This is a genomic window from Brevibacterium luteolum (genome assembly GCF_025147615.1).
GTDB classification, from domain to species: domain Bacteria; phylum Actinomycetota; class Actinomycetes; order Actinomycetales; family Brevibacteriaceae; genus Brevibacterium; species Brevibacterium luteolum.
On record NZ_JALXPM010000008.1, the window covers coordinates 44,076 to 67,941 of the forward strand.

At 67.9% G+C, this 23,866-nt stretch carries 21 protein-coding genes; 11 read left to right on the plus strand and 10 right to left on the minus strand.

Going from position 1 to position 23,866, the window contains the following annotated elements; genetic code table 11:
- The first annotated feature begins 51 nt into the window (after window positions 1-51).
- From hemE to hemQ, 3 genes are all read left to right on the plus strand, one after another.
- Entirely contained in the window at window positions 52-1,110 is a 1,059-nt protein-coding gene (gene hemE, locus M3C25_RS03355; protein ID WP_259796367.1) for a uroporphyrinogen decarboxylase, read from the plus strand.
- Window positions 1,107-2,570, plus strand: coding sequence for a protoporphyrinogen oxidase (gene hemG, locus M3C25_RS03360; protein ID WP_259796364.1), 1,464 nt, complete (start codon window positions 1,107-1,109; stop codon window positions 2,568-2,570). Before hemE ends, hemG begins: the two co-directional genes overlap by 4 nt.
- 76 nt (window positions 2,571-2,646) lie before the next feature.
- A complete protein-coding gene (hemQ, locus tag M3C25_RS03365) occupies window positions 2,647-3,357 on the plus strand; it encodes a hydrogen peroxide-dependent heme synthase (RefSeq protein ID WP_102160471.1) in 711 nt (236 codons plus the stop codon).
- Between the two features lie 95 nt (window positions 3,358-3,452).
- On the opposite strand, the gene M3C25_RS03370 is transcribed toward hemQ, so the two are convergent.
- On the minus strand, window positions 3,453-3,965 hold the full coding sequence (locus tag M3C25_RS03370; protein ID WP_259796362.1) for a GNAT family N-acetyltransferase: 513 nt from the start codon (window positions 3,963-3,965) through the stop codon (window positions 3,453-3,455).
- A complete protein-coding gene (gene msrB, locus M3C25_RS03375; protein WP_102160467.1) occupies window positions 3,962-4,381 on the minus strand; it encodes a peptide-methionine (R)-S-oxide reductase MsrB in 420 nt (139 codons plus the stop codon). The genes M3C25_RS03370 and msrB overlap by 4 nt, the downstream gene beginning before the upstream one ends.
- Window positions 4,382-4,528: 147 nt before the next feature.
- Between msrB and M3C25_RS03380 the strand changes: the two genes are divergently transcribed.
- Window positions 4,529-5,911, plus strand: a complete 1,383-nt coding sequence (locus tag M3C25_RS03380) for an alpha/beta hydrolase family protein (RefSeq protein ID WP_259855064.1) — start codon at window positions 4,529-4,531, stop codon at window positions 5,909-5,911.
- Between the two features lie 24 nt (window positions 5,912-5,935).
- On the opposite strand, the gene M3C25_RS03385 is transcribed toward M3C25_RS03380, so the two are convergent.
- From M3C25_RS03385 to M3C25_RS03395, 3 genes are read right to left on the minus strand one after another with little or no spacing between them, the layout of a single operon-like run.
- On the minus strand, window positions 5,936-6,925 hold the full coding sequence (locus M3C25_RS03385; protein ID WP_259855065.1) for a malate dehydrogenase: 990 nt from the start codon (window positions 6,923-6,925) through the stop codon (window positions 5,936-5,938).
- A gap of 25 nt (window positions 6,926-6,950) precedes the next feature.
- Window positions 6,951-7,748, minus strand: coding sequence for a dihydrofolate reductase family protein (locus tag M3C25_RS03390; RefSeq protein WP_102160460.1), 798 nt, complete (start codon window positions 7,746-7,748; stop codon window positions 6,951-6,953).
- A 12-nt stretch (window positions 7,749-7,760) separates the two neighbouring features.
- The gene (locus M3C25_RS03395) at window positions 7,761-8,663 is read right to left on the minus strand and encodes a L,D-transpeptidase family protein (RefSeq protein WP_102160458.1); all 903 of its coding nucleotides are present in this window, start codon (window positions 8,661-8,663) and stop codon (window positions 7,761-7,763) included.
- Window positions 8,664-8,763: 100 nt separating this feature from the next.
- On the opposite strand from M3C25_RS03395, the gene M3C25_RS03400 reads away from it, so the two are divergent.
- Together M3C25_RS03400 and leuA are read left to right on the plus strand one after the other, a co-directional pair.
- Window positions 8,764-10,056: a DUF6636 domain-containing protein gene (locus M3C25_RS03400; RefSeq protein WP_259855066.1), complete on the plus strand. Its 1,293-nt coding sequence runs from the start codon at window positions 8,764-8,766 to the stop codon at window positions 10,054-10,056.
- Window positions 10,057-10,274: 218 nt separating this feature from the next.
- Entirely contained in the window at window positions 10,275-12,062 is a 1,788-nt protein-coding gene (gene leuA / locus M3C25_RS03405) for a 2-isopropylmalate synthase (protein WP_102160454.1), read from the plus strand.
- Between the two features lie 66 nt (window positions 12,063-12,128).
- Here the strand turns inward: leuA and M3C25_RS03410 are convergent, their stop codons facing one another.
- Window positions 12,129-12,620: a hypothetical protein gene (locus M3C25_RS03410; RefSeq protein ID WP_102160452.1), complete on the minus strand. Its 492-nt coding sequence runs from the start codon at window positions 12,618-12,620 to the stop codon at window positions 12,129-12,131.
- Window positions 12,621-12,784: 164 nt separating this feature from the next.
- Here M3C25_RS03410 and recO point away from each other — a divergent pair, with 164 nt between their 5' ends.
- On the plus strand, window positions 12,785-13,573 hold the full coding sequence (gene recO / locus M3C25_RS03415; RefSeq protein ID WP_165882767.1) for a DNA repair protein RecO: 789 nt from the start codon (window positions 12,785-12,787) through the stop codon (window positions 13,571-13,573).
- Window positions 13,570-14,343, plus strand: a complete 774-nt coding sequence (locus M3C25_RS03420; RefSeq protein WP_259855067.1) for an isoprenyl transferase — start codon at window positions 13,570-13,572, stop codon at window positions 14,341-14,343. The genes recO and M3C25_RS03420 overlap by 4 nt, the downstream gene beginning before the upstream one ends.
- 1 nt (window position 14,344) lies before the next feature.
- Here M3C25_RS03420 and M3C25_RS03425 read toward each other — a convergent pair whose 3' ends face one another.
- The 4 genes from M3C25_RS03425 to M3C25_RS03440 all read right to left on the minus strand — a co-directional run bounded on the left by M3C25_RS03425 (window position 14,345) and on the right by M3C25_RS03440 (window position 19,611).
- On the minus strand, window positions 14,345-16,114 hold the full coding sequence (locus M3C25_RS03425; RefSeq protein ID WP_259855068.1) for an MOSC domain-containing protein: 1,770 nt from the start codon (window positions 16,112-16,114) through the stop codon (window positions 14,345-14,347).
- 61 nt (window positions 16,115-16,175) lie between these two features.
- Complete coding sequence (locus M3C25_RS03430) at window positions 16,176-18,050, minus strand: DEAD/DEAH box helicase (RefSeq protein ID WP_259855069.1); 1,875 nt, start codon at window positions 18,048-18,050, stop codon at window positions 16,176-16,178.
- A gap of 200 nt (window positions 18,051-18,250) precedes the next feature.
- A complete protein-coding gene (locus M3C25_RS03435; protein WP_259855070.1) occupies window positions 18,251-19,069 on the minus strand; it encodes an alkaline phosphatase family protein in 819 nt (272 codons plus the stop codon).
- Window positions 19,066-19,611, minus strand: a complete 546-nt coding sequence (locus M3C25_RS03440; protein WP_311200492.1) for a GntR family transcriptional regulator — start codon at window positions 19,609-19,611, stop codon at window positions 19,066-19,068. The genes M3C25_RS03435 and M3C25_RS03440 overlap by 4 nt, the downstream gene beginning before the upstream one ends.
- Window positions 19,612-19,739: 128 nt before the next feature.
- On the opposite strand from M3C25_RS03440, the gene M3C25_RS03450 reads away from it, so the two are divergent.
- From M3C25_RS03450 to M3C25_RS03460, 3 genes are all read left to right on the plus strand, one after another.
- On the plus strand, window positions 19,740-21,116 hold the full coding sequence (locus M3C25_RS03450; protein WP_259835003.1) for a glycine--tRNA ligase: 1,377 nt from the start codon (window positions 19,740-19,742) through the stop codon (window positions 21,114-21,116).
- A 47-nt stretch (window positions 21,117-21,163) separates the two neighbouring features.
- Window positions 21,164-22,417 carry a YibE/F family protein gene (locus M3C25_RS03455; protein ID WP_259855071.1) on the plus strand — a complete coding sequence of 418 codons (1,254 nt, stop codon included), beginning with the start codon at window positions 21,164-21,166 and terminating at the stop codon, window positions 22,415-22,417.
- 134 nt (window positions 22,418-22,551) lie between these two features.
- On the plus strand, window positions 22,552-23,865 hold the full coding sequence (locus tag M3C25_RS03460) for an aminotransferase-like domain-containing protein (protein ID WP_259855072.1): 1,314 nt from the start codon (window positions 22,552-22,554) through the stop codon (window positions 23,863-23,865).
- The last annotated feature ends 1 nt before the right edge of the window (window position 23,866 follow it).

Consider the following 23,866-nt stretch of genomic DNA (forward strand, 5'->3'; position numbering starts at 1 on the left):
TGGAGGGCGAACGGTTTTCTCCCCGCCAGCCACAGATGAGACGATAGGTCCATGACGACGACTCTTGTGCGTGCAGCGCGCTCTCAGCCGGTAGACCGTACCCCTGTCTGGTTCATGCGTCAGGCCGGCCGCTCCCTTCCCGAGTACCGCGAACTGCGTCAGGGCAACCAGATGCTCGAAGCCTGCCGCACACCCGACCTCGTCACCGAGATCACCCTGCAGCCGGTGCGCCGCCACAACGTCGACGCCGCGATCTTCTTCTCCGACATCGTCGTCCCGCTCCAGGCCGCCGGCATCGACGTCGTCATCGAACCCGGCGTCGGCCCGGTCATCGCCCATCCGGTGCGCACGCAGGCTGATATCGACAACCTGCCGGAGCTCACCGCAGAGACGATGCCCGACATCACCGAGTCGATCTCGCGCATCGCAGCCGAGCTCGCCACCCGCGAGGACACCGCCCTCATCGGCTTCGCCGGCGCCCCGTTCACGCTTGCCAGCTATCTCATCGAAGGCGGCCCGAGCCGCAATCATGAGAAGACCAAGGCGATGATGGCAGGCGCCCCGGAGATGTTCTCCCAACTGCTGGCCAAGCTTGCGGCCATGTCGACGACGTTCATCGACGTGCAGCTGTCGGCTGGTGCTCAGGCCTTCCAGCTCTTCGACTCGTGGGCCGGCTACCTCAGCCCGCGCGACTACCGCACCCATGTGCTGCCGCACTCCCAGCGCGTCTTCTCAGACCTCGCTCACCACGACGTGCCCAGCATCCACTTCGGCGTGCAGACCGGTGAGCTGCTGCCGGCGATGTCCGAGGCCGGTTCGAACGTCGTCGGTGCGGACTTCCGAGTCGAACTCACTGACGCGTCCACCCGCATCAAGCCCGGCCAGGCGCTGCAGGGCAACCTCGACCCAGCCCTGCTCTTCGCCCCCTGGGAGGCCCTCCAGCCGCGCATCGAGCAGATCGTGCGCGACGGCCTGGCCCACAGCGGCGGCCACATCTTCAACCTCGGCCACGGCGTGCTGCCGGCCACCGACCCCGAGGTGCCCGGCCGCATCGTCGACGAGGTCCACCGCATCTCCGCCGCGCTGCTGAGCGGAGACGACCCGAAGTGAGGGCCCCGCGCATCGTCATCGCCGGGGCCGGGATCTCGGGGCTCGCCACCGCCTACCGGCTGACCCGGGCGCTGCCGGATGCCCAGATCACGGTGTGCGAGGCCTCCGAGCGGCTCGGCGGGTGCCTCAAAACCTCGACTCTCGGTGGGCAGGCGCCCTTCGGCGCCGATGTCGGTGCTGAGGCCAGCCTGTTCGTTCGGCCTGAGACGAAGGAGCTGTGCGCTGAGCTCGGCCTCGATCTGGAGTTCCCCTCCCGGGAGCACTCCTCGCAGCTGTTCGTCCGCGATGCGATGCACCCGATGCCCACGGACACACTCATGGGCGTGCCGAGCGACCCGGGCAGCCTGGCCGGGATCCTCACCGCGCCCGAGGTGGACCGCGCCCAGGCAGAGACGCTCACCGATCCTGCCGACGGCGACGTGTCGGTCGGTGAGTTCATCGCCTCCCGGTTAGGCGATGCGGTCGCCGATGTCATCGTCGACCCGCTGCTCGGCGGAGTCTACGCCGGGCGCTGCCGCGACCTGTCGATGGCTGCCACCATTCCCGCGCTGCTGCCAGCCGCCCACGCCGGCACGTCTGTGCTCGAGGCGGTGAGCGAGGTGCGCGCCCAGCGCAGTGCGGCTTCCGGTGCCAACATCCCCGGCACCAAGTCGAAGGACGCCCCGCCGGTGTTCATGACCCTGCCCGGCGGCATCGGACGCCTCATCACCGCCCTTGCCGATGACCTGCGCGCCCATGGCGTGCGCATCAACCTCAACACCCCCGTCACCGCTCTGCAGCCGGGTACGGCTGCCGGCGATGAGGCCTGCGGTGAGGCTGCTTGGACGGTGGCGGCAGGGGAGCAGCTGCTGCCGGCTGAGGCCGTCGTCCTTGCCGTTCCGGCCTATGCAGCCGCACCGATTCTCGCTGACATCGATGCTGAGATCGCAGGCATCCTCAGCGACCTCGACTACGCCGACTCCGCCGTCGTCACTGCCGTGCTTGAGACCGGTGACCAGCCGATGTCCGGTTCCGGGTTCCTCATCCCGCCGACCGAAGGCCGGTTCATCAAGGCCTCGACCTTCGCCTCGAACAAATGGCCGTGGCTCAAAGACGCACTGCCAGCCGGCACCGCTGTCGTGCGGATGAGCGTCGGACGCTATGGCGATGACCCGAACACCTGGGCCGTCCTCGACGACGAGCAGCTCGCCGCCCGGGCGCTCGCCGACTGGCGTGACATCACGGGCAGCAACGCCGAATGCCGGCACATGGAAGTCCAGCGCTGGACCCAGTCGCTGCCCCAGTACCGGCCCGGCCACCTGGACCGCAGCGCCGCCATCGACACCGCGTTGACCCGGCACGCCGGTCTCGGACTCACCGGTGCCGCCTATGACGGCGTCGGCATCCCGGTGTGCCTCAAACGCGCAGCAGCAGAGGCGAACCGGATCGCCACCGGCCTCACCGCCGCCACCAGCACCTGAACCGATGACCCGCCGACCCTGAGACCACCCACCCCGAACAGACATGGCCGCCACGGCCGCAGAGAGGAACGAAGGAATGTCTGACTACGTTCAGCCCACTCCCGAACAGATCGAGAAGTACAACAGCGAGATCCGCTACGCCGGCTACAGCGTCTTCGCCGTCGCCGGTGAGCTCGGCGAAGCCGACCGGGCCGAACTGGCAGCCGAGCTGAACGAGGGCCTGGCAGCACTGGCTGATAAGGACCTCGTCGTTCGCGGCACCTACGACATCTCTGCCATGCGCGCTGATGCCGACCTGATGTTCTGGTGGCACGCCCCCTCAGTCGAGGTGCTGCAGGAGGCCTACTCCGTTGTGCGCCGCTCGCTGCTGGGCGGACTGCTCGAACCGGTCTGGTCATGCATCGGCCAGCACCGACCGGCTGAGTTCAACAAGTCCCACCTGCCGGCCTTCCTCACCGACCCGAACCCCGGCGACTACCTGTGCGTCTACCCGTTCGTCCGCTCCTACGACTGGTACCTGCTCGATCCGAAGGAACGGGCCACCATGCTGCGCGACCACGGCAAGGCCGCCGCCGGTTATAAGGACGTCAAGGCCAACACCATCGCCGCTTTCGCGCTGAACGACTACGAGTGGCTGCTCGGCTTCGAAGCCGACGACCTCGACCGCATCATCAGCCTCATGCGCGACCTGCGCGACACCGAGGCCCGCCTGCACGTGCGTGAGGAGATCCCGTTCTTCACCGGCCCGCGTAAGGACCTGGCCGACATCATCGCCCTGTGGCGCTGACCGGCTGAGTAGCGCTCACCATCTGAGCGGCGCTGAGCGCCTGAAACGACACTGTGCCGGCCCCCGCATCCGCGTGGGCCGGCACAGTCATCTGATCACAGTCCTGCTTCGCGGCGCAGCGGGGTGTGCTCGATGCCGTCTTCCATGAACCGCGGGCCCGAGGGCACGAATCCGTACCGGCCGTAGAAGCCCTCCAGGTGGCTCTGCGCATTCATCACCAGCGGCTCACGGCCCAGCTGCGCGACCAGGGCCGCCAGCAGGCGCCCGCCTGCACCGGTGCCCCGCACCTCGGGATCGGTCACCACCCGGCCGATAGAATAGGCGTCGTCGGCACCTGCCGGGCCATCCGGGAAGCCCAGCGGCAGCACGCGCGCATAGGCGGCCGGCATGACCGAGACACCGGTGTCGTTGCCGTGGGAGTCGCGGGAGGCGCGAGCCGGCTGCGGGAAGAACGCATGCAGCGTCTCGGGCACAGTGTCGACGCCGTCGAGGTCGAGGAACACGCAGTCCTGCTCGACGACGAAGACCGCTGAGCGCAACTGCAGGATCCCGTACAGCTCTGTCGTCGTCAGCTCGGCAAAGGGTTTGACGATCAGGTCGCCGCTCATGCGTCGTCGAAGTCCAGGCAGATCGAGTTGATGCAGAAGCGGGCGTCGGTCGGGGTGGAGAAGCCCTCCCCGTAGAACACGTGCCCGAGGTGGGAGTCGCAGGCTGCGCAGCGCACCTCGGTGCGCACCATGCCCAGCGTCCGGTCTTCGATGTAGCGCACCCGGTCCTCGGCCAGGGGTGCGTAGAAGGCAGGCCACCCGCAGTGGGCGTCGAACTTCGTCTCCGAGCGGAACAGCGCGGCCCCGCAGGCCCGGCACGAGTAGACGCCGGTGGCGGTGTGGTCGGTGTACTCGCCGGTGAACGGCCGTTCGGTGCCGCCCTTGCGCAGCACCTGGTATTCGGCAGGGGAGAGGATCTCCTGCCACTGCCGTTCGCTGCGCTCGGCAGCGCCGGGAGCGTGGGTCGGTTCGGTCATGCGTCTGGCTCCTCCCTGATGCGGATGTGCTCACGCTACCAGGCACGCAGGCTCCGTGAGCCAGGTGAACACCAGCTGAAATCCTCCGTGCTTCCTGGAATCCCACCCCAGGTGAGATGAGTAGGATGAGAGCCAGGAGGGACACAGATGACTCACGCGGACTTCAAGAACCGGGCGCTGCGGGCCACCGTGGCCGGACTCGGGGCGGGCCTGGCCGCCGGGGCGGTCGTCTCGGTCGCCTCATCAGGGCTGGCCGCCTACTTCGCCCGCCGCATCGTCGTCCCCGAACACGCCCCTGAGGACCTGGAGATCCTGCACGTCGACGGCTTCGACGACGATATGCGCGTCCACCTGCCGGCCACCGACGACACCCTCGTCAACGGCCGCTACGGCCTGTACTTCGATTCGGCGACCGGCCACGCCCAGCTCGGCGATATCATCGAATACGACCCAGTCTCCCAGACCGTCTCGCGGGAAGTCCTCGCCGTCACCTCCGGCAACCTGCGCACCGCCCGCTGGGGCCGCTGGACCGGCCAGTTCTACTCACATCCCGACCAGCTCAACCTACCGTATGAGGACATCGCGCTCGTCTCCGATGTCGGCGAGCTGCCGGCCTGGTATCTGCCGACGACCGCTGAGAAGCCCAGTGACACGTGGGCGATCCTCATCCACGGTCGCGGTGCGACCCGCGCCGAATGCCTGCGCGCAGGCCCCGTGCTCGATTCGCTGAGCATGCCGGCCCTGGCGATGGCCTACCGCAACGACGCCGAGGTGCGGGTCGGCCGGTCTGCCCGCTACGGGCTGGGAGACACCGAGTGGCTCGACGTCGATGTCGCCATCGACTACGCCCTGGCCCGAGGTGCGAAGAACGTCGTGCTCTTCGGCTGGTCGATGGGCGGGGCGATCGCCTTCCAGGCCGCCTCCCGCGGCCGCAACCGCGACCACATCCGCGCCCTCGTCCTCGACGGGCCGGTCGTCGACTGGTACAACGTGCTCGACCATCAGGCCAAGCTCAACTTCCTGCCCACCCCGATCGCACGTTTGACCCTCGATATGATCACCCGCCCGTGGGCCCGGCGGATCACCGGGCTGGAGACCCCGCTCGACCTCGACCGGATGGACTGGCTGACCCGAGCCGCCGAACTGGACAAGCCGCTGCTGCTCATCCACTCCGAAAGCGACGAATTCGTCCCCACCGGTCCCTCACATGCCCTGGCGAATGTGCGCCGCGACCTCGTGACGATGCCCAGCTACACCAAGGGCCGGCACACCAAGGAGTGGAACACCGACCCGGAGCGCTGGTCGGATGATGTGGCGAACTTCCTCGAATCGAAGGTGCTGCGCAGCCCGCTGCCCAGCCGCCGGCAGCCAGCAGAACCGGCCCGACTGGCAAGCGCGTCACCGACGCAGCCGACTCACGCAGCATCATCAGGTGACACTGTCGCGCAGGAGAACTCGCGGCTGCTCGATCTGAGCAACCGGCAGCTCGGGCGCGGCGACGGCTGCCTGGACCTGCCTGTCGACCGCTGATTCAGCGGCCGGCAGGCCACCGGTTCACAGGACGCCGAGCTCCTGGGCGGTCTCCCGCTCGGCCTGCAGCTCAGCGACCGAGGTATCGATGTGCTTGCGGGAGAACGCATCGACCTCCAGGCCGGTGACGATCTCATAGCCGCCGTCGGCACACACGACGGGGAACGAGGAGACGAGGCCTGCCGGCACGTCGTACTCACCCTGTGAATGCACCGCCATCGACACCCAGCCGCCGTTGCTGCCGTGCTCCCAGTCGCGCAGGTGCTCCAGCGTCGCGTGCGCTGCCGAGGCTGCTGAGGAGGCTCCGCGGGCGGCGATGATCGCCGCGCCGCGCTTGGCGACCGTCGGCACGAACTCATCTGCCACCCACGCCTCATCGCCGATGACCTCGGCCAGCGGCCGGCCGGTCAGCCGGGCGTGGGAGATGTCGGGGTACTGGGTGGCGGAGTGGTTGCCCCAGATGGCGACCCGTTCAAGGTTCTGGACCTGCACCGGCTCACCGGTGACCTCGGTGGCCTTTGCCGCCAGCTGGGACAGCGCCCGGTTGTGATCGAGCCGGGTGAGAGCGGTGAACTGCGTCTTCGGGATATCCGGGGCGTGGTGGGAGGCGATGAGCGCATTCGTATTGGCCGGGTTGCCGGTCACGACGACCTTGACATGGCCGGCGGCATTCTCCAGCGCACGGCCCTGGGTGGAGAAGATCTCACCGTTCTTCTGCAGCAGATCAGCACGCTCCATGCCCTTCTTCCGCGGCATCGAACCGATGAGCAGCGCGGCATCGACACCGTCGAACGCGGTAGCGGGGTCGTCGGTGATCTCGACGGCTTCGAGCTGGGTGAAGGCGCAGTCGTCGAGTTCCATCACGCCGCCTTCGAGGGCCTGCATCGCCTGCGGGATCTCGAGCAGGCGCAGGCGGATCGGCTCATCGCCGTAGACGAATCCTGCTGCCAGACGGAAGAGGAGGCTGTAGCCGATCTGTCCGGCGGCCCCGGTGACGGCGATGGTGCGGGTCATGATGTGCTCCTATCGGTGGGGTGGTTCAGGGAGAGTCCAGCTGCAGGCGGTGGATGGTCGCCGAACCGTCGGTCAGCTGGGACAGCGGGCGGGCTCGCAGCGGCGGGTCGAAGGTGGGCCCGGACACCAGGCCTGGGCCCGTGCCAGTGATGAGGGGGCTGACGGTCAGGCACAGCTCGTCGATGACACCGGCCTGGAGCCACGTGCCGAGCAGGGCGGGCCCCCCTTCGCACAGCACCCGGCGCATCCCTCGGGCGCGGAGGTCAGCGAGCACCGCTGCTGGGGTGACATCGTCTGCATGGGTGACGACGTTGCCGTCCCCGAAGTAGCCGCGCAGGCGATCCAGCGTCGCCTCATCCGCACATGAGGTGTGGACGATGACATCGGAGTTGCCGGCGGCATCGAGACGGTCGGTGTCGATGTTTCCGGAGGCGGTGATGAGGACGAGTGCGGGAACGTCGGCCTGGCCGCGGCGGCGGCGCTGGGCGAGGTGGGCGCGCTTGGCGGCAAGCCGGGTGTAGCCTTCGGCGCGGGCGGTGCCGGCTCCGACGACGACGGCATCGGCCAGGGCGCGCAGCACGGAGAAGACCCGCATATCGGCAGGGGAGGAGATCTCCCGGGAGCTGCCGTGGGCGCCGGTGACCGCCCCGTCGAGAGTGGTGACCATGTTCGCCTGCACCCGCATGCCGTGCGGGCCAGTCAGCGGGCCGGAATCATAGAGAGCGGTCAGCGTCGGCTCGCCGAGCTCATAGGGCAGCAGCCGGGCCTGCGGGGTCAGCTCGCGCAGTGTCGTGCGGGTGGGGAAGTCAGCTCGTGCCGCCATGCGCTGCCCGACTCACCGGCCGAGGATGTCCGCAGGACCCATGACGATGTGCGGATCGAGCTCAGGATCGATGGTCTGCAGCAGATACTGCATCTCATCGGTCGGCACGGTCACACAGCCGCGGGTGGGGGAGTCGTGGTCGACGTGGAGCCAGATCTTGCCGCCTGCGTCCCAGCCCATCGGGCGGGTGTTGTCCGTCGGGGCAGTGCCGGGCTTGCGGTTGTAGTTGATGGCGATGACGTAGTCGAACACATCGCGCCAGTCCTCACCGTAGACCTGGGCGGCGCCATCGCGCAGGCCGCTGTCCTGGGTGTAGGGCAGCTTCGAGTTCGGGTCTGCCTTGGCCCCACCGGCGTCGGTGAGAGCGAACACGCCGACCGGCGTGGTGCCGTCGCCCTCGCGGCGTTCCTCTGCCCAGCCGCTGCGGCCGTTGTGGGCGGTGAAGACCTTGACCGCCTCCCATTCGGAGTCGGCATCAGCACGCTGGTAGAGCACCAGTTGGTTCTGCGTGTCCTTCTCGTCCTCACCGATGGCCACCAGCACCTGGCGGGCCGAATCGGGCACATCGCTGCGCGTCTCGGGTCCGACACCGGGCAGGGATGGGAACGTCTGACCGGCGGAGATGTCATCGGCAGGCATGACCTTGTCAGCATCCGGGGTGCTGGCCGCTTCGTCGTCTGCGGTGGAATCGGCGGCGTTGGGCTCGATGGGCGCCTGGACGGCTGGGGCCGGGAAATCACCGGGAGCCTGCAGCTGCGGAGCGCTGAGGCTGGAGCCGACACTCTCGGCAGCGACCGGAGCGCCGTCACCGGCTGCCTGCGCGTTGGCGCTGCCGGCTGCGCCGCATCCGGAGACGAGCAGTGCGGCCGCTGTCAGCACAGCAGCCGGCAGGACTGTCTTCGGCGCGATGGGCATACTGCCATTATTCCATGCTTGAGCAGGCAGTGCAGGATCCGGCGCGCCTGGCCACCTCCTGAGTACGCGGCTGTGAGCAGCAGACTAAACTGGGAGCACTATGACCCTGCCACCACCGCCGTCGCACCGGCCGCAGCCGCGCCGCCGCGCCGACTCCGAACCCGAGGAGTCGCTGACGACCCAGCTCTTCGTCGGCCAGCCCAAGCCGGGCGCCGACCGCTCTGCCGACCCCGCCGGCCCGGGAGCCAGCGGGCCCTCCGGAAACCAGCCGCAGGCCGATGCCACCGCTGCGATGCCGCCGGTGACCGGAACACCAACCGCCCCATCTCAGCCGCAGGCAGCGCCTGCCGGCCAGCCTTCGCCGGAGCCTGTCGGCGCCGCCGGAGACAGTGCGGAGTCGACGAAGATGCTCAGCCTCGAAGAGCTGCGCGAACTCGCTGCGGAGACCCGCGACGACCGGCTCGACGGCACCCGTGAGCAGGACATCCCGCGCGATCACCTGCCGAAGGCGACCAAGGCTGATGAGGCATTCGCCGAACAGCAGGCAGCACCCTCGGTGTGGCCGGCACGTCAGCCGTCCGATGCACCGCCACCGCCGGCACAGCCGCCGGTCGTCAGCCCGGCCGCCTCGCAGGCCTACGGCGCCACCCCGCCCGGTTACGGTGCAGTCCAGCCCGGTTACGCCGCCGCCCAGGGTCACAGCCCCGTGCAGAGCCATGGAGCGGCACCTGGCTATGCGCCCGGGCATGGAGCGCCGAGCCCCGGACAGTCTGCCGGTTTCGGGCAGCCGCCGGGCGTGCCGACCGGATCGGTCCCGCAGCCACCGGCACAGCCGCCGCGCAAGAAGGGCGGCCTGCCGGTCCCGGCCATCATCGCCATCATCCTCGCCGCGCTCATCGTCGCCGGCAGCATCGGCTACATCGTCTGGGATGTCAGCACCCGCAGCGACGACGTCCAGGGAGACACGCCCCCGCCGCCACCGGCTGACACCACCGAGCCGACGGGCGAGGCGAGCCAGGAGCCGACCGAGACCTCCGGTGAGCAGGTCGCTGAGTCCTTCACCACGCCTTCGGGCAACATCTCGTGCACGATCAGCAACGAACGCGCCCGCTGCGCGATCGCCAGCTTCGACTACGACCCACCGGCCGACAAGCCCGAGAACTGCAAGGTCGACCCGTGGGGATCCGTTGTCGTTGCCAATGCCGAGGGTGCCGGCTTCTCGTGTGCCGAAGCACCGCCGAGCAGCGGTGAGGCCCAGGAGCTCGCCTACGGCCAGAGCCTCGAGGCTCACGGGATGCGCTGTACCTCGAACGAGGACGGCGTCGAATGCTCGCACATGGAGTCGGGCAAGGGCTTCAAGATCGCCCGGGCTGCAGCAAACTTCACGAACTGACATCTCACACCTCGGACGCGGCTATGGATGCCAGCAGCTGCGTTCTAGGGTGGGAGCATGGCTAGGCACATCCTCCTCCTTCCGTGCCGCGGCGAGGCCTGACACAGGCCGCATCCTCGCCGCGGAGTCCGTGCTGCCGGTCGCTGACACACCCGCCGGGTCACTCGCCCACCTGCGATACTCCCGGGCTCTGAGCACACCACAGAGGATGAAACACCATGGCGAAACTGCAACAGCCGACCCCCATGCCCTTTGCGAAGTACAAGTCCTTCTTCGACCGCATCTCCCTCGACATGCGCGACAGGACCTGGCCAGACCAGCGGATCACCAAGGCCCCGCGCTGGCTCTCAACCGACCTGCGCGACGGCAACCAGGCACTCATCGACCCGATGACACCCGACCGCAAGCGCGCGATGTTCGACCTGCTCGTCCGCCTCGGGTTCAAGGAGATCGAGGTCGGCTTCCCGGCTGCCAGCCAGCCGGACTTCGACTTCGTCCGCCAGATCATCGAAGAGGACGCGATCCCTGATGATGTGCGCATCTCGGTGCTGACCCAGGCACGTGAGGACCTCATCGAGCGCACCGTCGAGAGCCTCGTCGGCGCCAAGAAGCCGACGGTGCACCTGTACAACGCCACCGCCCCGGTCTTCCGCAAGGTCGTCTTCGGCTTCGACGGCGAAGGCTACGACCAGACCCGCGACATCGCGATGCGCGGCACCCAGGCGGTCATGAAGCACGCCGAGTCGCTGCTCGGGGATGCCGACTTCGGCTACCAGTACTCGCCGGAGATCTTCGTCGACACCGAACCGGAGTTCGCCCTCGACATCGTCGGCAACGTCCTCGACATGTGGCAGCCGGCAGACGGCCGCGAGACCGTCGTCAACCTGCCGGCCACCGTCGAACGCGGCACCCCGAACACGTACGCCGACCAGATCGAATGGTTCTGCCGTCACGTGCCCTACCGGGAGGCCATCGCCATCTCCCTGCACCCGCACAACGACCGCGGCACCGGTGTCGCAGCCGCTGAGCTCGGCATCATGGCTGGTGCCGACCGCATCGAAGGCTGCCTGTTCGGCAACGGCGAGCGCACCGGCAACCTCGACCTCGTCACCACCGCACTGAATCTGTACTCCCAGGGAGTCGATCCCGAACTCGACTTCTCCGACATCGACGAGGTCATCCGCACCGTCGAGTACTGCAACCAGATCGGTGTGCACGAACGCCACCCTTACGGCGGCGATCTCGTGTTCACCTCGTTCTCCGGTTCGCACCAGGACGCGATCAACAAGGCCTTCGCCGACCGGGAGAAGAAGGCCAAAGAGGCCGGCGTGCCGACCGACGAGATGGAATGGGACATGCCCTACCTCCCGGTCGACCCCAAGGACCTCGGCCGCACCTATGAGGCGATCATCCGCGTCAACTCCCAGTCCGGAAAGGGCGGGGTCACCTACCTGCTCAAGAGCGAGTACGGCCTCGACATGCCCCGGCGCATGCAGGTGGAGTTCTCCAAGGTCGTCCAGCAGCACAGCGAATCCGGCGGCGAGATCCCGGCATCGGAGATCTGGCAGATCTTCTCCGATGAGTACCTGCCGGCAGAAGAGGCCAGCAAGAGCTGGGGCCGCTTCCGAGTCACAGCACTGCGCACCGAATCGGCTCACGTCGATGACGATGCCGCTGGCAAGAACGCCGAGCGCCTCGAAGTGACCCTGGAGACCGATGGCCAAGAGCGCTCCTACGAAGGCCACGGCACCGGCCCGCTGAACGCACTCGTCAACGTCATGAACGAGAACTTCGGCGTCGACGTGCGAGTCCAGGACTACACCGAGCACGCGATCGGCGCCGGAGCAGACACGACCGCAGCGGCCTACGTCGAGATCGCTATCGGCGACCGCGTGTTGTGGGGTGCTGGCATCCACCCGAATATCACGAAGGCCTCACTCAAGGCCGTCATCTCGGCGATCAACCGCTATATGCGGGATGAGACGAGCTTCGACGGACAGCAGTGACACGCTGAGAGCCGACAGGGCGCTGGGACGATCATCCCAGCGCCCTGTTCCGTCTTCAGTCGTGCTTCAGCCAGCCTGCTGATGCAGCAGGCGCGCCCAGCGGCGCAGCGCTGTCGTCAGTGTCGTGCCGATGAGCGTCAGGCACAGCAGGGCCGGGGCGAACAGCGGCCCGCCGCCGGGGACGAAGAATGCCGAGAGGAGCATGAGCGCCACAATGCCGGTCGTCACCGCCGCCGCCAGTGCCGCGATGCGCACGGCTGCAGCCGCTGAACCCGTGCGATCACGGGCACAGGCGCGCAGGGCGATGCCGAGTGCAGCCGCACACGCGACAGCAGAGATGCCACCAAGGGCAAAGGCGATCGCGTAGAGATCCAAGGCGGTGCTCAGACCCGGATACTCCGGGCGGAAGGCCAGCGCCTGGGAGACGACGGCAAGGGTGGCCGCTGCGATGGGGACGGTTGCGATCCATGCGGTGGCCGGCAGGGCGGAGAAGACCCCGCGGGCAGGATTCGAGGCAGCCGGCTGATGGGTCTGAGTGGGATGAACAGCGGTCATCATGACGGGGCTCCAGGTGTTCGCATCAGAGATCGAACTTTCATCGTAGATCTGGCTTCTGAGGCGATCCTGAGACGCAGATGAGAGACATCGGTGGAGTGTGGGCTGGCGGCACGCCCAGACAGCACCTCGCAGCGGCAGCGGGCCGGGAGTGAGATAATCGGCTGGTGAGGTTCTATCGTGATGTCGGCATCGTCCTCGGCGGGCACAAGCTCGGCGAGGCTGATCGCATCGTCATCATCCTCACCCGCAACCACGGCCTCATCCGCGCGGTCGCCAAGGGCATCCGCCGCACCAAATCCCGGTTCGGCTCCCGGCTGGAGCCGTTCATGTTCGTCGACGTGCAGTGCCACATCGGCCGCAGCCTCGACATCATCACCCAAGTCGAGCTGCTCGAGCCCTTCGCCCGCGGGATCATGTCCGACTACGACACCTACGCAGCAGCCACCGGCATGGCCGAAACTGCGATCCGCCTGACCGAGGACGAACCGCAGGCTCGCGCCCAGTTCCTGCTGCTTCTGGCCGCCATCCGCTCCCTGTGCAACGGCGAGCACGCCCCGGGCCTGAGCCGGGATGCCTATCTGCTGCGGGCGATGTCGCTGGCCGGCTGGGCGCCGAGCCTTGATGACTGCGCCCAGTGCGGGACACCTGGCCCGCATCGGGCGTTCTCACCAGCCCTCGGCGGTGCTGTCTGCCACTCCTGCCGCCCGCACGGCACTGCGCTGCCGAGTTCGGAGACGATGGACCACCTCACCGCGCTCATGTCCCGTGACTGGCAGCGGGTCGAGGCCAGCAGCGCCTACCAGCAGGCGGAGGCCTCCCGCCTCATCGTCACCTATGTCCAATGGCATCTGGAGCGCAAGGTCAAGTCCCTGGCCGTGCTCGCCAGCCAGCCGGCACCCGTCCAGCCGGCCTCACACCCGCCCGCCCCGTCAGCTTCTGTGGAGACCACATGACCTATCCCGCACCGCCGCCCCACCCCTCGGGAGCGGTCCCGCCTGCGATCCCGGCGAAGTTTGTGCCCGACCATGTCGCCATCGTCATGGACGGCAACGGCCGGTGGGCTAATGAGCGCGGCCTGCCGCGCACCGAGGGGCACAAGGCAGGGGAGGCCTCTCTGCTCGACGTCATCCACGGGGCGATCGAAATCGGTGTGAAGCACCTGTCGGCCTATGCTTTCTCGACCGAGAACTGGAAGCGTTCGCCAGAGGAGGTGCGCTTCCTCATGGGCTTCAACCGCGATGTCATCCGCCGCCGCCGCGACGAGCTGCACGCCCTCGGTGTGCGCATCGTGTGGTCGGGTAGGCGCGGACGGCTGTGGAAGTCCGTCATCGACGAACTCGAACGCGCCGAGGAGATGACGAAGCACAACACCGGGCTGATGCTGCAGTTCTGCGTCAACTACGGCGGCCGCTCTGAACTCGTCGACGCCGTCAACGCCATCACCCGCGAGGTCGCTGCCGGGAAGATGAAGCCGGGCAAGATCACCGAGAAGTCCCTGCCCAACCGGCTGTACCACCCCGAAGTCCCCGATGTGGACCTGTTCCTCCGGTCCTCGGGTGAGCAGCGGACCTCGAACTTCCTGCTGTGGCAGTCGGCCTATGCCGAGATGGTCTTCCAGGACGTGCTGTGGCCCGACGTCGACCGCCGCACCCTGTGGGCGGCCATCGAGGAGTACGCGCGCCGCGACCGCCGCTTCGGAGCGGCCGTCGACGCCCCGAAATGACTCACACGTCGATCTCGACCGGCCCGAGCGGCACCGCCGAGCACACGAGCACCTCATCGGCGTCCCGCGGCGCTGACGGCTCGACCGGGTAGGCGATCTGGCCTGCGCGCAGGGTCAGCGCGCACTTCCCGCACGCCCCGGCCCGGCACAGGCTGTCGACGTCGACGTCGCTGCGTTCGAGTGCGTCGAGCAGCATCCCCTGCTCCGGTGTCCAGTCGAACACCGTGCCCGAGGCGGTGGTCACCGTGGCAGGCACGCCGGCCTCCGGTGCGTACCGGCTGAGGTCGATGCGGGTCATGTCGGCAGGTGAGGTGAAGATCTCGGTGTGGATCTGCTCGGCGGCGATCCCGGCTGCCGCGGCCGCGTCGGTCGCCGCAGCAGTGAAGGCTGGCGGGCCGCAGATAACGAGACTCGTGCCGGGCCCGAGGTGGGAGGCCAGTTCTGCTGGGCTCAGCCGGGAGCCGCCGTGGACCGGATCGGTGCAGCGGCGTGTGAGCTCAGGTGCCGAGGACATGCCGGCGGCGAGCTCTGTGAGCTCGTCCCACAGGCGGCTGGGTGCCGGGCTGCGTTCGGAGTGGAGGATGCGCACCTGCCGGCCGGCCAGACCGGGCAGCAGGGACAGTGCCGGGGTGATGCCGATGCCGGCGGTGAGGAACACGACCTCGTCACCGAGCTTATCGGCGGTCACCTGCCCGAACGGCCCAGAGACGAGCAGCCTGTCACCGGCTTTCATGCCCGCCAGCCGGTGGGAGACGCCGGTGCGGATGCGCACCCGCAGGTGCAGTGCGTTCCCGGTGACGGCTGTGACCGTGTAGCAGCGCCAGGTCGGCGTGCCGGCCGGCGAGTCGGGCAGGTGCACCCGCACATGCATACCGGGGGAGTAGAAGTCGGAGATGAACCCGAGATCGTCGCGCAGCCGGATCTCAGCAACACCCTCACGGCAGTCAACAGTCTCGATGGTCATCTCCCGCGGGGTGGTGGAGCGTTTGATCGCCTCCGCCGGTGCCTCACCGAGGATCTCGATCCGATCGCCCGGCCGGATCTCACCGGTCGTGGTGACGGAGAGGTAGATCCCGCAGTGCAGGTGGCCGCAGCCGGCGGCCAGCAGGCGGGGGATCGGCAGGTCGGCCGCACCCGAGGTGGGATCGACTTCGGTGGCCGGGCAGCGTTGGATCGGAGAGCGCACAACCGCTTCGACCCCGCCGATGCGCAGCCGCTTGCCGACCAGCCCGAACTCCGCGAAGGCAGGGAGCCCGTCGATGAGGATGTTGCCGCGGAAGCGCAGCGGATCGACCGGCCCGCCAGCGAGTCCTTCGAGCGCCTGCGCGGTCGCCGGATTGATGATCGACAAACCGGACACCTGCGAGTCGAACATCCCCTGGTCAGCAGACACGAGCTCGCGTCGGTGCGGCCCGTGAGGCGTGAGCCGGGCAGCAAGGAAATCCTCTGCCGCGCGCAGGCTCTCAGGTTCATCGATGGAGAAGCTCACCTGCTTGCCATCGGGTGCCTGCAGATCGATCGCGACACCCGCCTCGGGAGCGGACACATCGTGCCTAGTGTGCACCTGCCACTGCTGCAGCGAGGTGTCGTTTTTGAGCACTGTGAACGTGCGCGGGCCAGCCCACTGGCCGGGCACCGCCGGGGCGGCACCGGTGGTGAAGGCGAAGGCGCGGTCGCCGTCGAATCCCGAGCCAGCGCGCGCAACGCCAGTGCTGATCTGCTCGGCAGGGAAGCCTTTGAGAGGGAAGCGGAAGAGGGCGGAGACGCGCATGGAGGCCATGCTACTCCGCCCTCTTCACGTGCCCGCAGACTGTTTCAGCCTGCGGAGGGACTCACTTCCGGGGTGCGCCGGCCTTCTGGTAGCCGCCCTTGCGGTGACCGCCGCCGGAACCACCGGAGCGCGGGCCGGAGGGACCGCGGCCGTGCTTCTTGCGGAAGCCGGGCTTCGAGCCGTGATCGGCACCGGCTCCGCGGTCGAAGCGCTTCTTGAATGGCCGGCCCGGGCGTCCGGTGTCCGGGCGCAGGTCGATGTGCTTGCCCTGGATGCGGGTGCGCGACAGACGTTCGAAGACCTCCTCGGGCAGGTCAGCCGGCAGATCGACGAGCGAGTGGTTCGAGCGGATGTCGATGTGCCCGATCTGGGCCGAGGTCAGGCCGCCTTCGTTGGCGATCGCGCCGACGATGCCGCCGGGCTGGACGCGCTCATTGCGGCCGACAGCGAGGCGGTAGGTGCGCATGCCGTCCTTGCGGTGCTTGCCTCCCTTGCCTGCCTCGCGCTCCGAGCGCGGCTTGCGGGCACTGGGCTCCGGCAGCGGCTCAGCGGCCAGGGTCTCACCGTCGAGCAGCAGAGTCGCAAGAGCGGCAGCGACCTCGGTGGCCGGCACATTGTGGGCCTGCTCGTACTGTTCGATGACCGGACGCATCTCGGTCAGGTCGAGGGTCTCGAGCGCCTCGGTGATGCGGGCCTTGAACTTATCGGTCCGCGTGTTCGTCAGCTCCTCAGGGGTCGGCAGTACGAGCTTCTCAACCGAGCGGCGGGTGGCCTTCTCGATCGACTTGAGCAGGTGGTGCTCACGCGGGGTGACGAACAGGATCGCCTCACCGGAGCGTCCGGCGCGGCCGGTGCGCCCGATCCGGTGGACGTAGGCCTCCGGGTCGTGCGGGATGTCGTAGTTGACGACGAGTTCGATGCGCTCGACGTCGAGACCGCGGGCGGCGACGTCGGTGGCGACGAGGATGTCGATGTGGCCGGCCTTGAGCTGTTCGACGGTGCGCTCACGGGCCTGCTGCGGGATGTCGCCGTTGATGGCAGCGGCCTTGAAGCCGCGGGCGCGCAGCTTGTCGGCCAGCTCTTCGGTGGCCTGCTTGGTGCGCACGAACATGATGATGCCGTCGTACTGCTCAACTTCGAGGATGCGGGTGAGCGCATCGAGCTTGTGCGAGTGCATGACGGTCAGGAACCGCTGGCGGATGTTCGTCCCGGTCGTCGAAGACGGAGTCACCCGGATCTCACGCGGGTTGTTCAGGTAGCGTTCGGCGATCCGGTGGATCGACTTCGGCATGGTGGCCGAGAACAGTGCGACCTGCCGCTGGTCGCCGGCGGCTTCGAAGATCGCCTCGATGTCCTCCTGGAAGCCCATCTTGAGCATCTCATCGGCCTCATCGAGGACGAGGTGGCGCAGGTTGTGCAGTTTGAGCGAGCCGCGCTTGAGGTGGTCGATGACGCGGCCGGGCGTGCCGACGACGACCTGCGCGCCGCGCTTGAGGCCTGCCAGCTGCGGGCCGTAGGACTGCCCACCGTAGATCGGCAGGATCGAGAACCCGGGCAGGTGGGCGGCATACGAGGTGAACGCCTCGGAGACCTGCAGCGCCAGCTCGCGGGTCGGGGCGAGCACGAGGGCCAGCGGGCCGTCATCGGCGCGACCGGCATCGGCGAGGCTGTCGAGGACGGGCACGGCGAACGCAGCTGTCTTGCCGGTGCCGGTCTGGGCTAAGCCCATGACGTCCTCACCGTCGAGCAGCGGCGGGATCGCCTGCTCCTGCACAGCAGACGGGGTCTCATAGCCGAGGTCGGTCAGAGCAGAGAGGATCCGCGGGTCGATGTCGAAGTCGCAGAACTGCACGGCCGGCGGCTGGATCTCAGCAGCGGCATCGGTGGTGGGGGTGGCGGGCGCCTGCGTCTCGGCAGACGGGTGGACGGATGTCATGAATCTCCAAAAGGGGCACACGGATCACGGAATGGACAGACTTCGGCATCGGAACATGCCTCGAAGTGGGAGTGTGATCGAACTCTTGCGGCCGAAGGAGCGTCATCTGTCAGACACGAAGCGGCCGGAACCACAGTCAATCCTACCTGCCGCAGCCTCGTTTGCCCGCATCGGGCTCATGTGTGACCGGACACGTCACCTCAGGTGCGGGTCGCGAGGATGAGCTCGCACAGCTCATGCGGGGCGATCTCATCCGGCCAGTCCGGCAGCCTGTCCTGCCCGCCTGGTGACCAGGTGATGACGAAGGAGGCGCACTCCTCCGGGGTGTCCCCGCCGTGCCCGCCGGCATCGACATGCCCGTGGTCGGTGACGATGACGACCAGCCAGTCCTCACCGTGCTCAGCAGCCCGCTGCTCGATCGCAGCGGCAATCCGGCCAGCGTGCGCATCGACCCGGCCGATCGCCTGCCGGTACTCCTCACCCATGAGCCCGTAGAGGTGCCCGGTCTCATCAACATCGCAGAAGTACACGAACGACACATCAGCAGCCTGAGAACCTGCCAACATCGCGGTGGCATAGTCGGCGATCTCAGCATCGACGCGCACATAGCCGTGCGTCTCACCATCGCGGGCGATGACGCGGTGCTGGCCGGCCCACTGCTGCTCCAAGCGCTGGTGGATGACCGGGCCGAGCCCATTCGGGTCGATGAGCGGCGGCCACCCGGCAGCCGCGAACGTCGTCGTCGACTGATCGGCAAAGAAGGCTCGGGACAGCAGATCGGGCCGGGAATACAGCCGGTGGCCGATGAAGTCGTTGCCGGTGACCCCGTGCTGGACGTGTGTCGATCCGGTCAGGATGCTCGCCCAGCCCGGCCCGGACAGCGTCGGCGGCACCATCGTCATCCCATGCAGTCGCCCGGCCGCCCGCATCCGGCTCAGGTGCGGGGCGATGCCTTCTTCGCCGGTGATCGACAGGCGGCAGCCGTCGATGCCCAGCAGCAGGATCGTCCGTGCGTTCATGCGCGGACTCCCGTGCGTACATCCGTGCCCGAGGCGGCGGTGGCCTGGGTCTCGCCGGTGCCAGAGGCAGTGGCTGGGCTGGCGGGTTCGAGGACGGCTTCGCTGCGCAGCAGCTGCAGGCTGACATCGGCACCGGGGGCGAAGGCGCTCGCCTGCGTGGTCGAGAGGTCGACACACACCGGGTGGGGGAGCTGGGCGACGTCGACGTAGACGCTGCTGAGCGAACCGCGCAGCACACTCGAATGCACGACACCGGCCAGCCCCGGACGGGTGTCGGCTGAATCTGTGGGGCTGATGGCGATGTCCTCGGGCCGGATGAGCGCGGTGGCAGCCGTGGTGCCGCCGCTGCGCCCGGTGCGCCGGGAGATCCGGCCCTCCAGCTGCAGGGCCGCCAGCGCCTGGCGGACCGTCATCCGGGAGACACCGAGCTGCTCGGCGAGCATCCGCTCAGCCGGCAGCCGGGCACCCGGTGCCTCCGCACCGGAGGCGATGCGCTCACGCAGCTGCTCGGCGATGCGCATATGGGCAGGCAGCGAGGTCATGCTGTTAGTGATATCACTCTCAGGTCACCGGTGTGATCCGCAGACGCGGCACGTCGGCGGATTCGCTACCCTGGGAGCGGTACGAACAGCAGCCAGCCGTTCGCAGTCGACTCAAGGAGATATTTCACGTGGCTTCGACATTGGATTCCGTCATCACCCTGGCCAAGCGGCGCGGGTTCGTCTTCCAGGCAGGAGACATCTACGGCGGATCCCGTTCCGCCTGGGACTACGGTCCGCTCGGCGTTGAGCTCAAGGAGAACATCAAGGCCCTGTGGTGGCAGGAGTTCGTCCGCGGGCGTGAGGATATGGTCGGCCTCGACTCCTCGATCATCCTGCCCAAGCGCGTCTGGGAGGCCTCCGGCCACGTCGAGACCTTCGTCGACCCGCTCGTCGAATCGCTGCACACCCACAAGCGCTACCGCGCCGACCACCTCATCGAGGCCTACATCGCCAAGCACGGCCGCGAACCGGAGAACGGCCTGGCCGACATCCGCGACCCGGAGACCGGCCAGGAGGGCAACTGGACTGAGCCCAAGCAGTTCTCCGGGCTCATGAAGACCTATCTCGGTGCCGTCGACGACGAAGAGGGGCTGCACTACCTGCGCCCGGAGACCGCGCAGGGCATCTTCGTGAATTTCAACAACGTCGTCACCGCCAACCGCAAGAAGCCGCCGTTCGGCATCGGCCAGATCGGCAAGGCCTTCCGCAATGAGATCACCCCGGGCAACTTCATCTTCCGCACGCGTGAGTTCGAGCAGATGGAGATCGAGTACTTCGTCCACCCCGACGACGCCCCCAAGTTCTTCGACGAATGGGTCGAAGCCTGCTGGAACTGGTTCGTCGACCTCGGCGTCAAGGCCGACAACATGCGCCGCTTCGACGTCCCCGACGGCGAACGCGCCCACTACTCGGCTGCCACCATCGACATCGAATACAAGTTCGGGTTCCAGGGCGGGGCCTGGGGCGAACTCATGGGCATCGCCAACCGCACCGACTTCGACCTGTCGAACCACACCGAGCACTCCGGTCACAAGATGCAGTACTTCGACCAGGCTGCCGGCACCCGCTACACCCCGTACGTCATCGAGCCGTCCTTCGGCCTGACCCGGTCGATGATGGCCTTCCTCGTCGACGCCTACACCGAAGACGAGGCACCGAACACCAAGGGCGGAGTCGACAAGCGCATCGTGCTCAAGCTCGACCCGCGCCTGGCCCCGGTCAAGGTCGCCGTGCTGCCGCTGAGCCGCAATGAGAAGCTCTCGCCGAAGGCCCGCGAGCTGGCAGCGAACCTGCGCAAGCGCTGGAACGTCGACTTCGATGATGCCGGTGCGATCGGCCGCCGCTACCGCCGTCAGGACGAGATCGGCACCCCGCTGTGCATCACCGTCGACTTCGACACCCTCGATGACAACGCGGTGACCGTCCGCCGCCGCGACGACATGAGCCAGGATCGCATCGCCATCGACGAGGTCGTCTCCTACGTCGCTGACGAACTGGGCATCTGAGGCCCGGCCTCAGATCCGCGGGGTCAGGACACTGACACCGCACAGCTATGCACTACATCGCAGAAACACTGCCGCGCGCCTCACGACAGGCCTGGTCTGTCATGCTCGGGATGCTCATCCCGCTGGCCGTCCTGTCTGTCGTGGGGCTCGTGTGGCTTTGGCCCTCGTCTGAGGCCACCCACCGGTGGGATCCGGCGGCCCTGGCCGAGGACGCCGAATTCACCTCGGGCACGGTCGAATCGATCGACCTGCGCGCCTGCCCGGACTACGAATCCACCGGCTGCGGGGCGATCACGCTCAATACGGGGGAGCGCACCGGCACGATGTACGCCCCGCCCGAGGCGATCAAGACCGGCATCGCAGCAGGCGACCGGATCAAAGTCATCGTCATGGACGATGCGCAGACCGACCCGGTCGCCGATGCGATCACCGGCGGCGGGCAGCCATCCGGTGAGCAGGCACCCGGCAGCGACCCGACCAACGAGCCGACCTCCGCCGACTTCGTCTTCGTCGACTTCGACCGCAACATCTCCCTCGGCGTCCTCGCCTTCGTCTACGCCGCCCTCGTCATGCTCGTCGCCGGACTCAAAGGGCTGCGCGCGCTCATCGGCCTGGCATTGGCCTACGCCGTCATGGTGTGGTTCATGCTCCCGGCAGTGATGGACGGCAAACCGGCTGTGCTCGTCGGCATCACCGCCGCTGCGGTCATCATGTTCATCGTCCTGTACCTGGCTCACGGGTTCTCAGCCCGCACCACGACTGCGCTGCTCGGGACCCTGTTCGGCATCCTCATCACCGGTGTGCTCGGCGCGCTGTGGACGACCTGGTCGAAGCTGGCCGGCATCTACACCGAGGAGACCTACATCCTCGCCTGGACCGACGGGCTGTCGATGGCCGACCTCGTCGTGTGCGCGATCCTCATCGCCGGCCTCGGCGTGCTCAACGACGTCACCATCACCCAGGCGGCCGTCGTGTGGGAGCTGGCCGCCTCCCGTCCCGAGGCGTCCAAACGGGAAATCTTCACCTCGGCGATGCGCATCGGCCGCGACCACATCGCCTCCACCGTCTACACCATCGCCTTCGCCTACGCCGGAGGTGCGCTGACCGTGCTGCTGCTCGTCGCCGCCTCCTCCCGGCCGTTCCTCGAATCACTCACGCTTGGCGAACAGGCGATCTCCGTCGTCTCCACCCTGGTGACCTCGATCGGCCTGGTCATCGCGATCCCGGCCACCACCCTCATCGCCGTGCTGGTGGTGCGCTCAGGCACACGCGCGTACTCCGCTGCAGAGGCCGAAATCTGAGATAGGCTTTCATCCGACAGACGCATCCCCCTGCTGAGACGTATCCCCGGCTTCGGCCCGGATGCACTGCTCGAACCCCGCGCCAGACAGCGCTGTCGGCGCCGCACCGGACCCCGAGACGGAAGTGAGCACTGATGACTCCCGCATCGCACATGATGACCCAGGCACCGGCAACCCCGGTTGTCACCACCACCGCCGACGCGGCTGTCGACCCGACTGCTGCGGTCAAACAGCTCGGTGACGTGACGCTGCCGCTGGCCCGCCGCACCCGCGGCTGGACCGGATCGGTCATCGATGCATCGGTCTCCCTGCTGGCCTCTCGGACCAACGACATCGTCCGCTTCGGCATGGGCGCACCGGCTGAACAGGTCGTCCCGGCTGCCGACTTCGCCGAGTTCCTCGGGACGATGACGAACCCGAGCTCCTACACCTACGGCCCGACCGAAGGCGAGACCGAGCTCATCAACGCGATCTGCGAATCCGAGGACCTCACCGGCCCGCGCACCGTTGATCCCAACCGCATCATCGTCACCAGCGGCGGCATGCAGGGCCTCGACCTGGCCTACAAGATGTTCGTCAACGACGGAGACCTCGTCGCCGTCGAATCCCCGACCTACACCAACGGCACCTCGACCGCGCTGAGCTACGGCGCCGAGGTGCTGCAGATCCCCGTCGACGACGACGGCATGGACGTCGAGCGCCTCGCCCGCGACGTCGAGACCCTCGGCCGGAAGCCGACGGCGATCTACGTCATCCCGAACTTCCAGAACCCCTCGGGTGTCACGATGAGCCTGGCACGCCGCCAGCGACTGCTAGAACTCGCCCACGAGTGGAACAGCGTCATCATCGACGACGACCCGTACGGTTCGCTGCGCTTCTCCGGCGAGTACATCCCCAGCTTCGCCGAACTCAGCCCGGATGACCCGCTGGTGTTCTCTGCCCGGTCGTTCTCCAAGATCATCGCCCCGGGCCTGCGCGTCGGCTGGGTCGAGGTCGACCCGGCGATCCGCCAGCTGCTCATCAACGTCCGCCAGGCGATGGACGCCTCGGCCGCGGTGCCCAGCCAGCAGCTTGTGGCCCACTACCTCACCCGCGGCGGGTTCACCGAGCATCTCGACATGCTGCGCACCGCCTACCACCGGCGCAAGGACGCGATGCTCGAAGCCGCCGCCGAACACCTGTCCGGCCAGGTGGAGCTGACCAACCCCGACGGCGGATTCTTCCTATGGGCGACGCTGATCGGCGATGCCGCCGACATCGACGCCCGCGAGCTGTTCGAGACCGCTCTGGACGAGGGTGTTGCGTTCATCCCCGGTGAGGCGTTCTCACCGGCAGGTGAGTTCTCCAACGCGATGCGCCTGTGCTTCGCCTCCTCGACCGTCGCGCGCATCCACGAGGGCATCGCCCGGCTCGGCCGCGCCATCGAGGTGCAGCTCTCCCGCAGCTGAG

What these genes read in the sequence shown, in the direction of transcription:
- hemQ (WP_102160471.1), top strand. Translation starts at nt 2,647, where the DNA reads ATGTCTGACTACGTTCAGCCCACTCCCGAACAGATCGAGAAGTACAAC.
- M3C25_RS03425 (WP_259855068.1), bottom strand. Translation starts at nt 16,114, where the DNA reads ATGCGCGTCTCCGCCCTCTTCCGCTTCCCTCTCAAAGGCTTCCCTGCC.
- M3C25_RS03400 (WP_259855066.1), top strand. Translation starts at nt 8,764, where the DNA reads ATGACCCTGCCACCACCGCCGTCGCACCGGCCGCAGCCGCGCCGCCGC.
- M3C25_RS03435 (WP_259855070.1), bottom strand. Translation starts at nt 19,069, where the DNA reads ATGAACGCACGGACGATCCTGCTGCTGGGCATCGACGGCTGCCGCCTG.
- M3C25_RS03390 (WP_102160460.1), bottom strand. Translation starts at nt 7,748, where the DNA reads ATGGCGGCACGAGCTGACTTCCCCACCCGCACGACACTGCGCGAGCTG.
- hemE (WP_259796367.1), top strand. Translation starts at nt 52, where the DNA reads ATGACGACGACTCTTGTGCGTGCAGCGCGCTCTCAGCCGGTAGACCGT.
- M3C25_RS03410 (WP_102160452.1), bottom strand. Translation starts at nt 12,620, where the DNA reads ATGATGACCGCTGTTCATCCCACTCAGACCCATCAGCCGGCTGCCTCG.
- leuA (WP_102160454.1), top strand. Translation starts at nt 10,275, where the DNA reads ATGGCGAAACTGCAACAGCCGACCCCCATGCCCTTTGCGAAGTACAAG.
- M3C25_RS03455 (WP_259855071.1), top strand. Translation starts at nt 21,164, where the DNA reads ATGCACTACATCGCAGAAACACTGCCGCGCGCCTCACGACAGGCCTGG.
- M3C25_RS03420 (WP_259855067.1), top strand. Translation starts at nt 13,570, where the DNA reads ATGACCTATCCCGCACCGCCGCCCCACCCCTCGGGAGCGGTCCCGCCT.
- M3C25_RS03370 (WP_259796362.1), bottom strand. Translation starts at nt 3,965, where the DNA reads ATGAGCGGCGACCTGATCGTCAAACCCTTTGCCGAGCTGACGACGACA.
- M3C25_RS03430 (WP_259855069.1), bottom strand. Translation starts at nt 18,050, where the DNA reads ATGACATCCGTCCACCCGTCTGCCGAGACGCAGGCGCCCGCCACCCCC.
- M3C25_RS03385 (WP_259855065.1), bottom strand. Translation starts at nt 6,925, where the DNA reads ATGACCCGCACCATCGCCGTCACCGGGGCCGCCGGACAGATCGGCTAC.
- M3C25_RS03395 (WP_102160458.1), bottom strand. Translation starts at nt 8,663, where the DNA reads ATGCCCATCGCGCCGAAGACAGTCCTGCCGGCTGCTGTGCTGACAGCG.
- M3C25_RS03460 (WP_259855072.1), top strand. Translation starts at nt 22,552, where the DNA reads ATGACTCCCGCATCGCACATGATGACCCAGGCACCGGCAACCCCGGTT.
- M3C25_RS03380 (WP_259855064.1), top strand. Translation starts at nt 4,529, where the DNA reads ATGACTCACGCGGACTTCAAGAACCGGGCGCTGCGGGCCACCGTGGCC.
- M3C25_RS03440 (WP_311200492.1), bottom strand. Translation starts at nt 19,611, where the DNA reads ATGACCTCGCTGCCTGCCCATATGCGCATCGCCGAGCAGCTGCGTGAG.
- msrB (WP_102160467.1), bottom strand. Translation starts at nt 4,381, where the DNA reads ATGACCGAACCGACCCACGCTCCCGGCGCTGCCGAGCGCAGCGAACGG.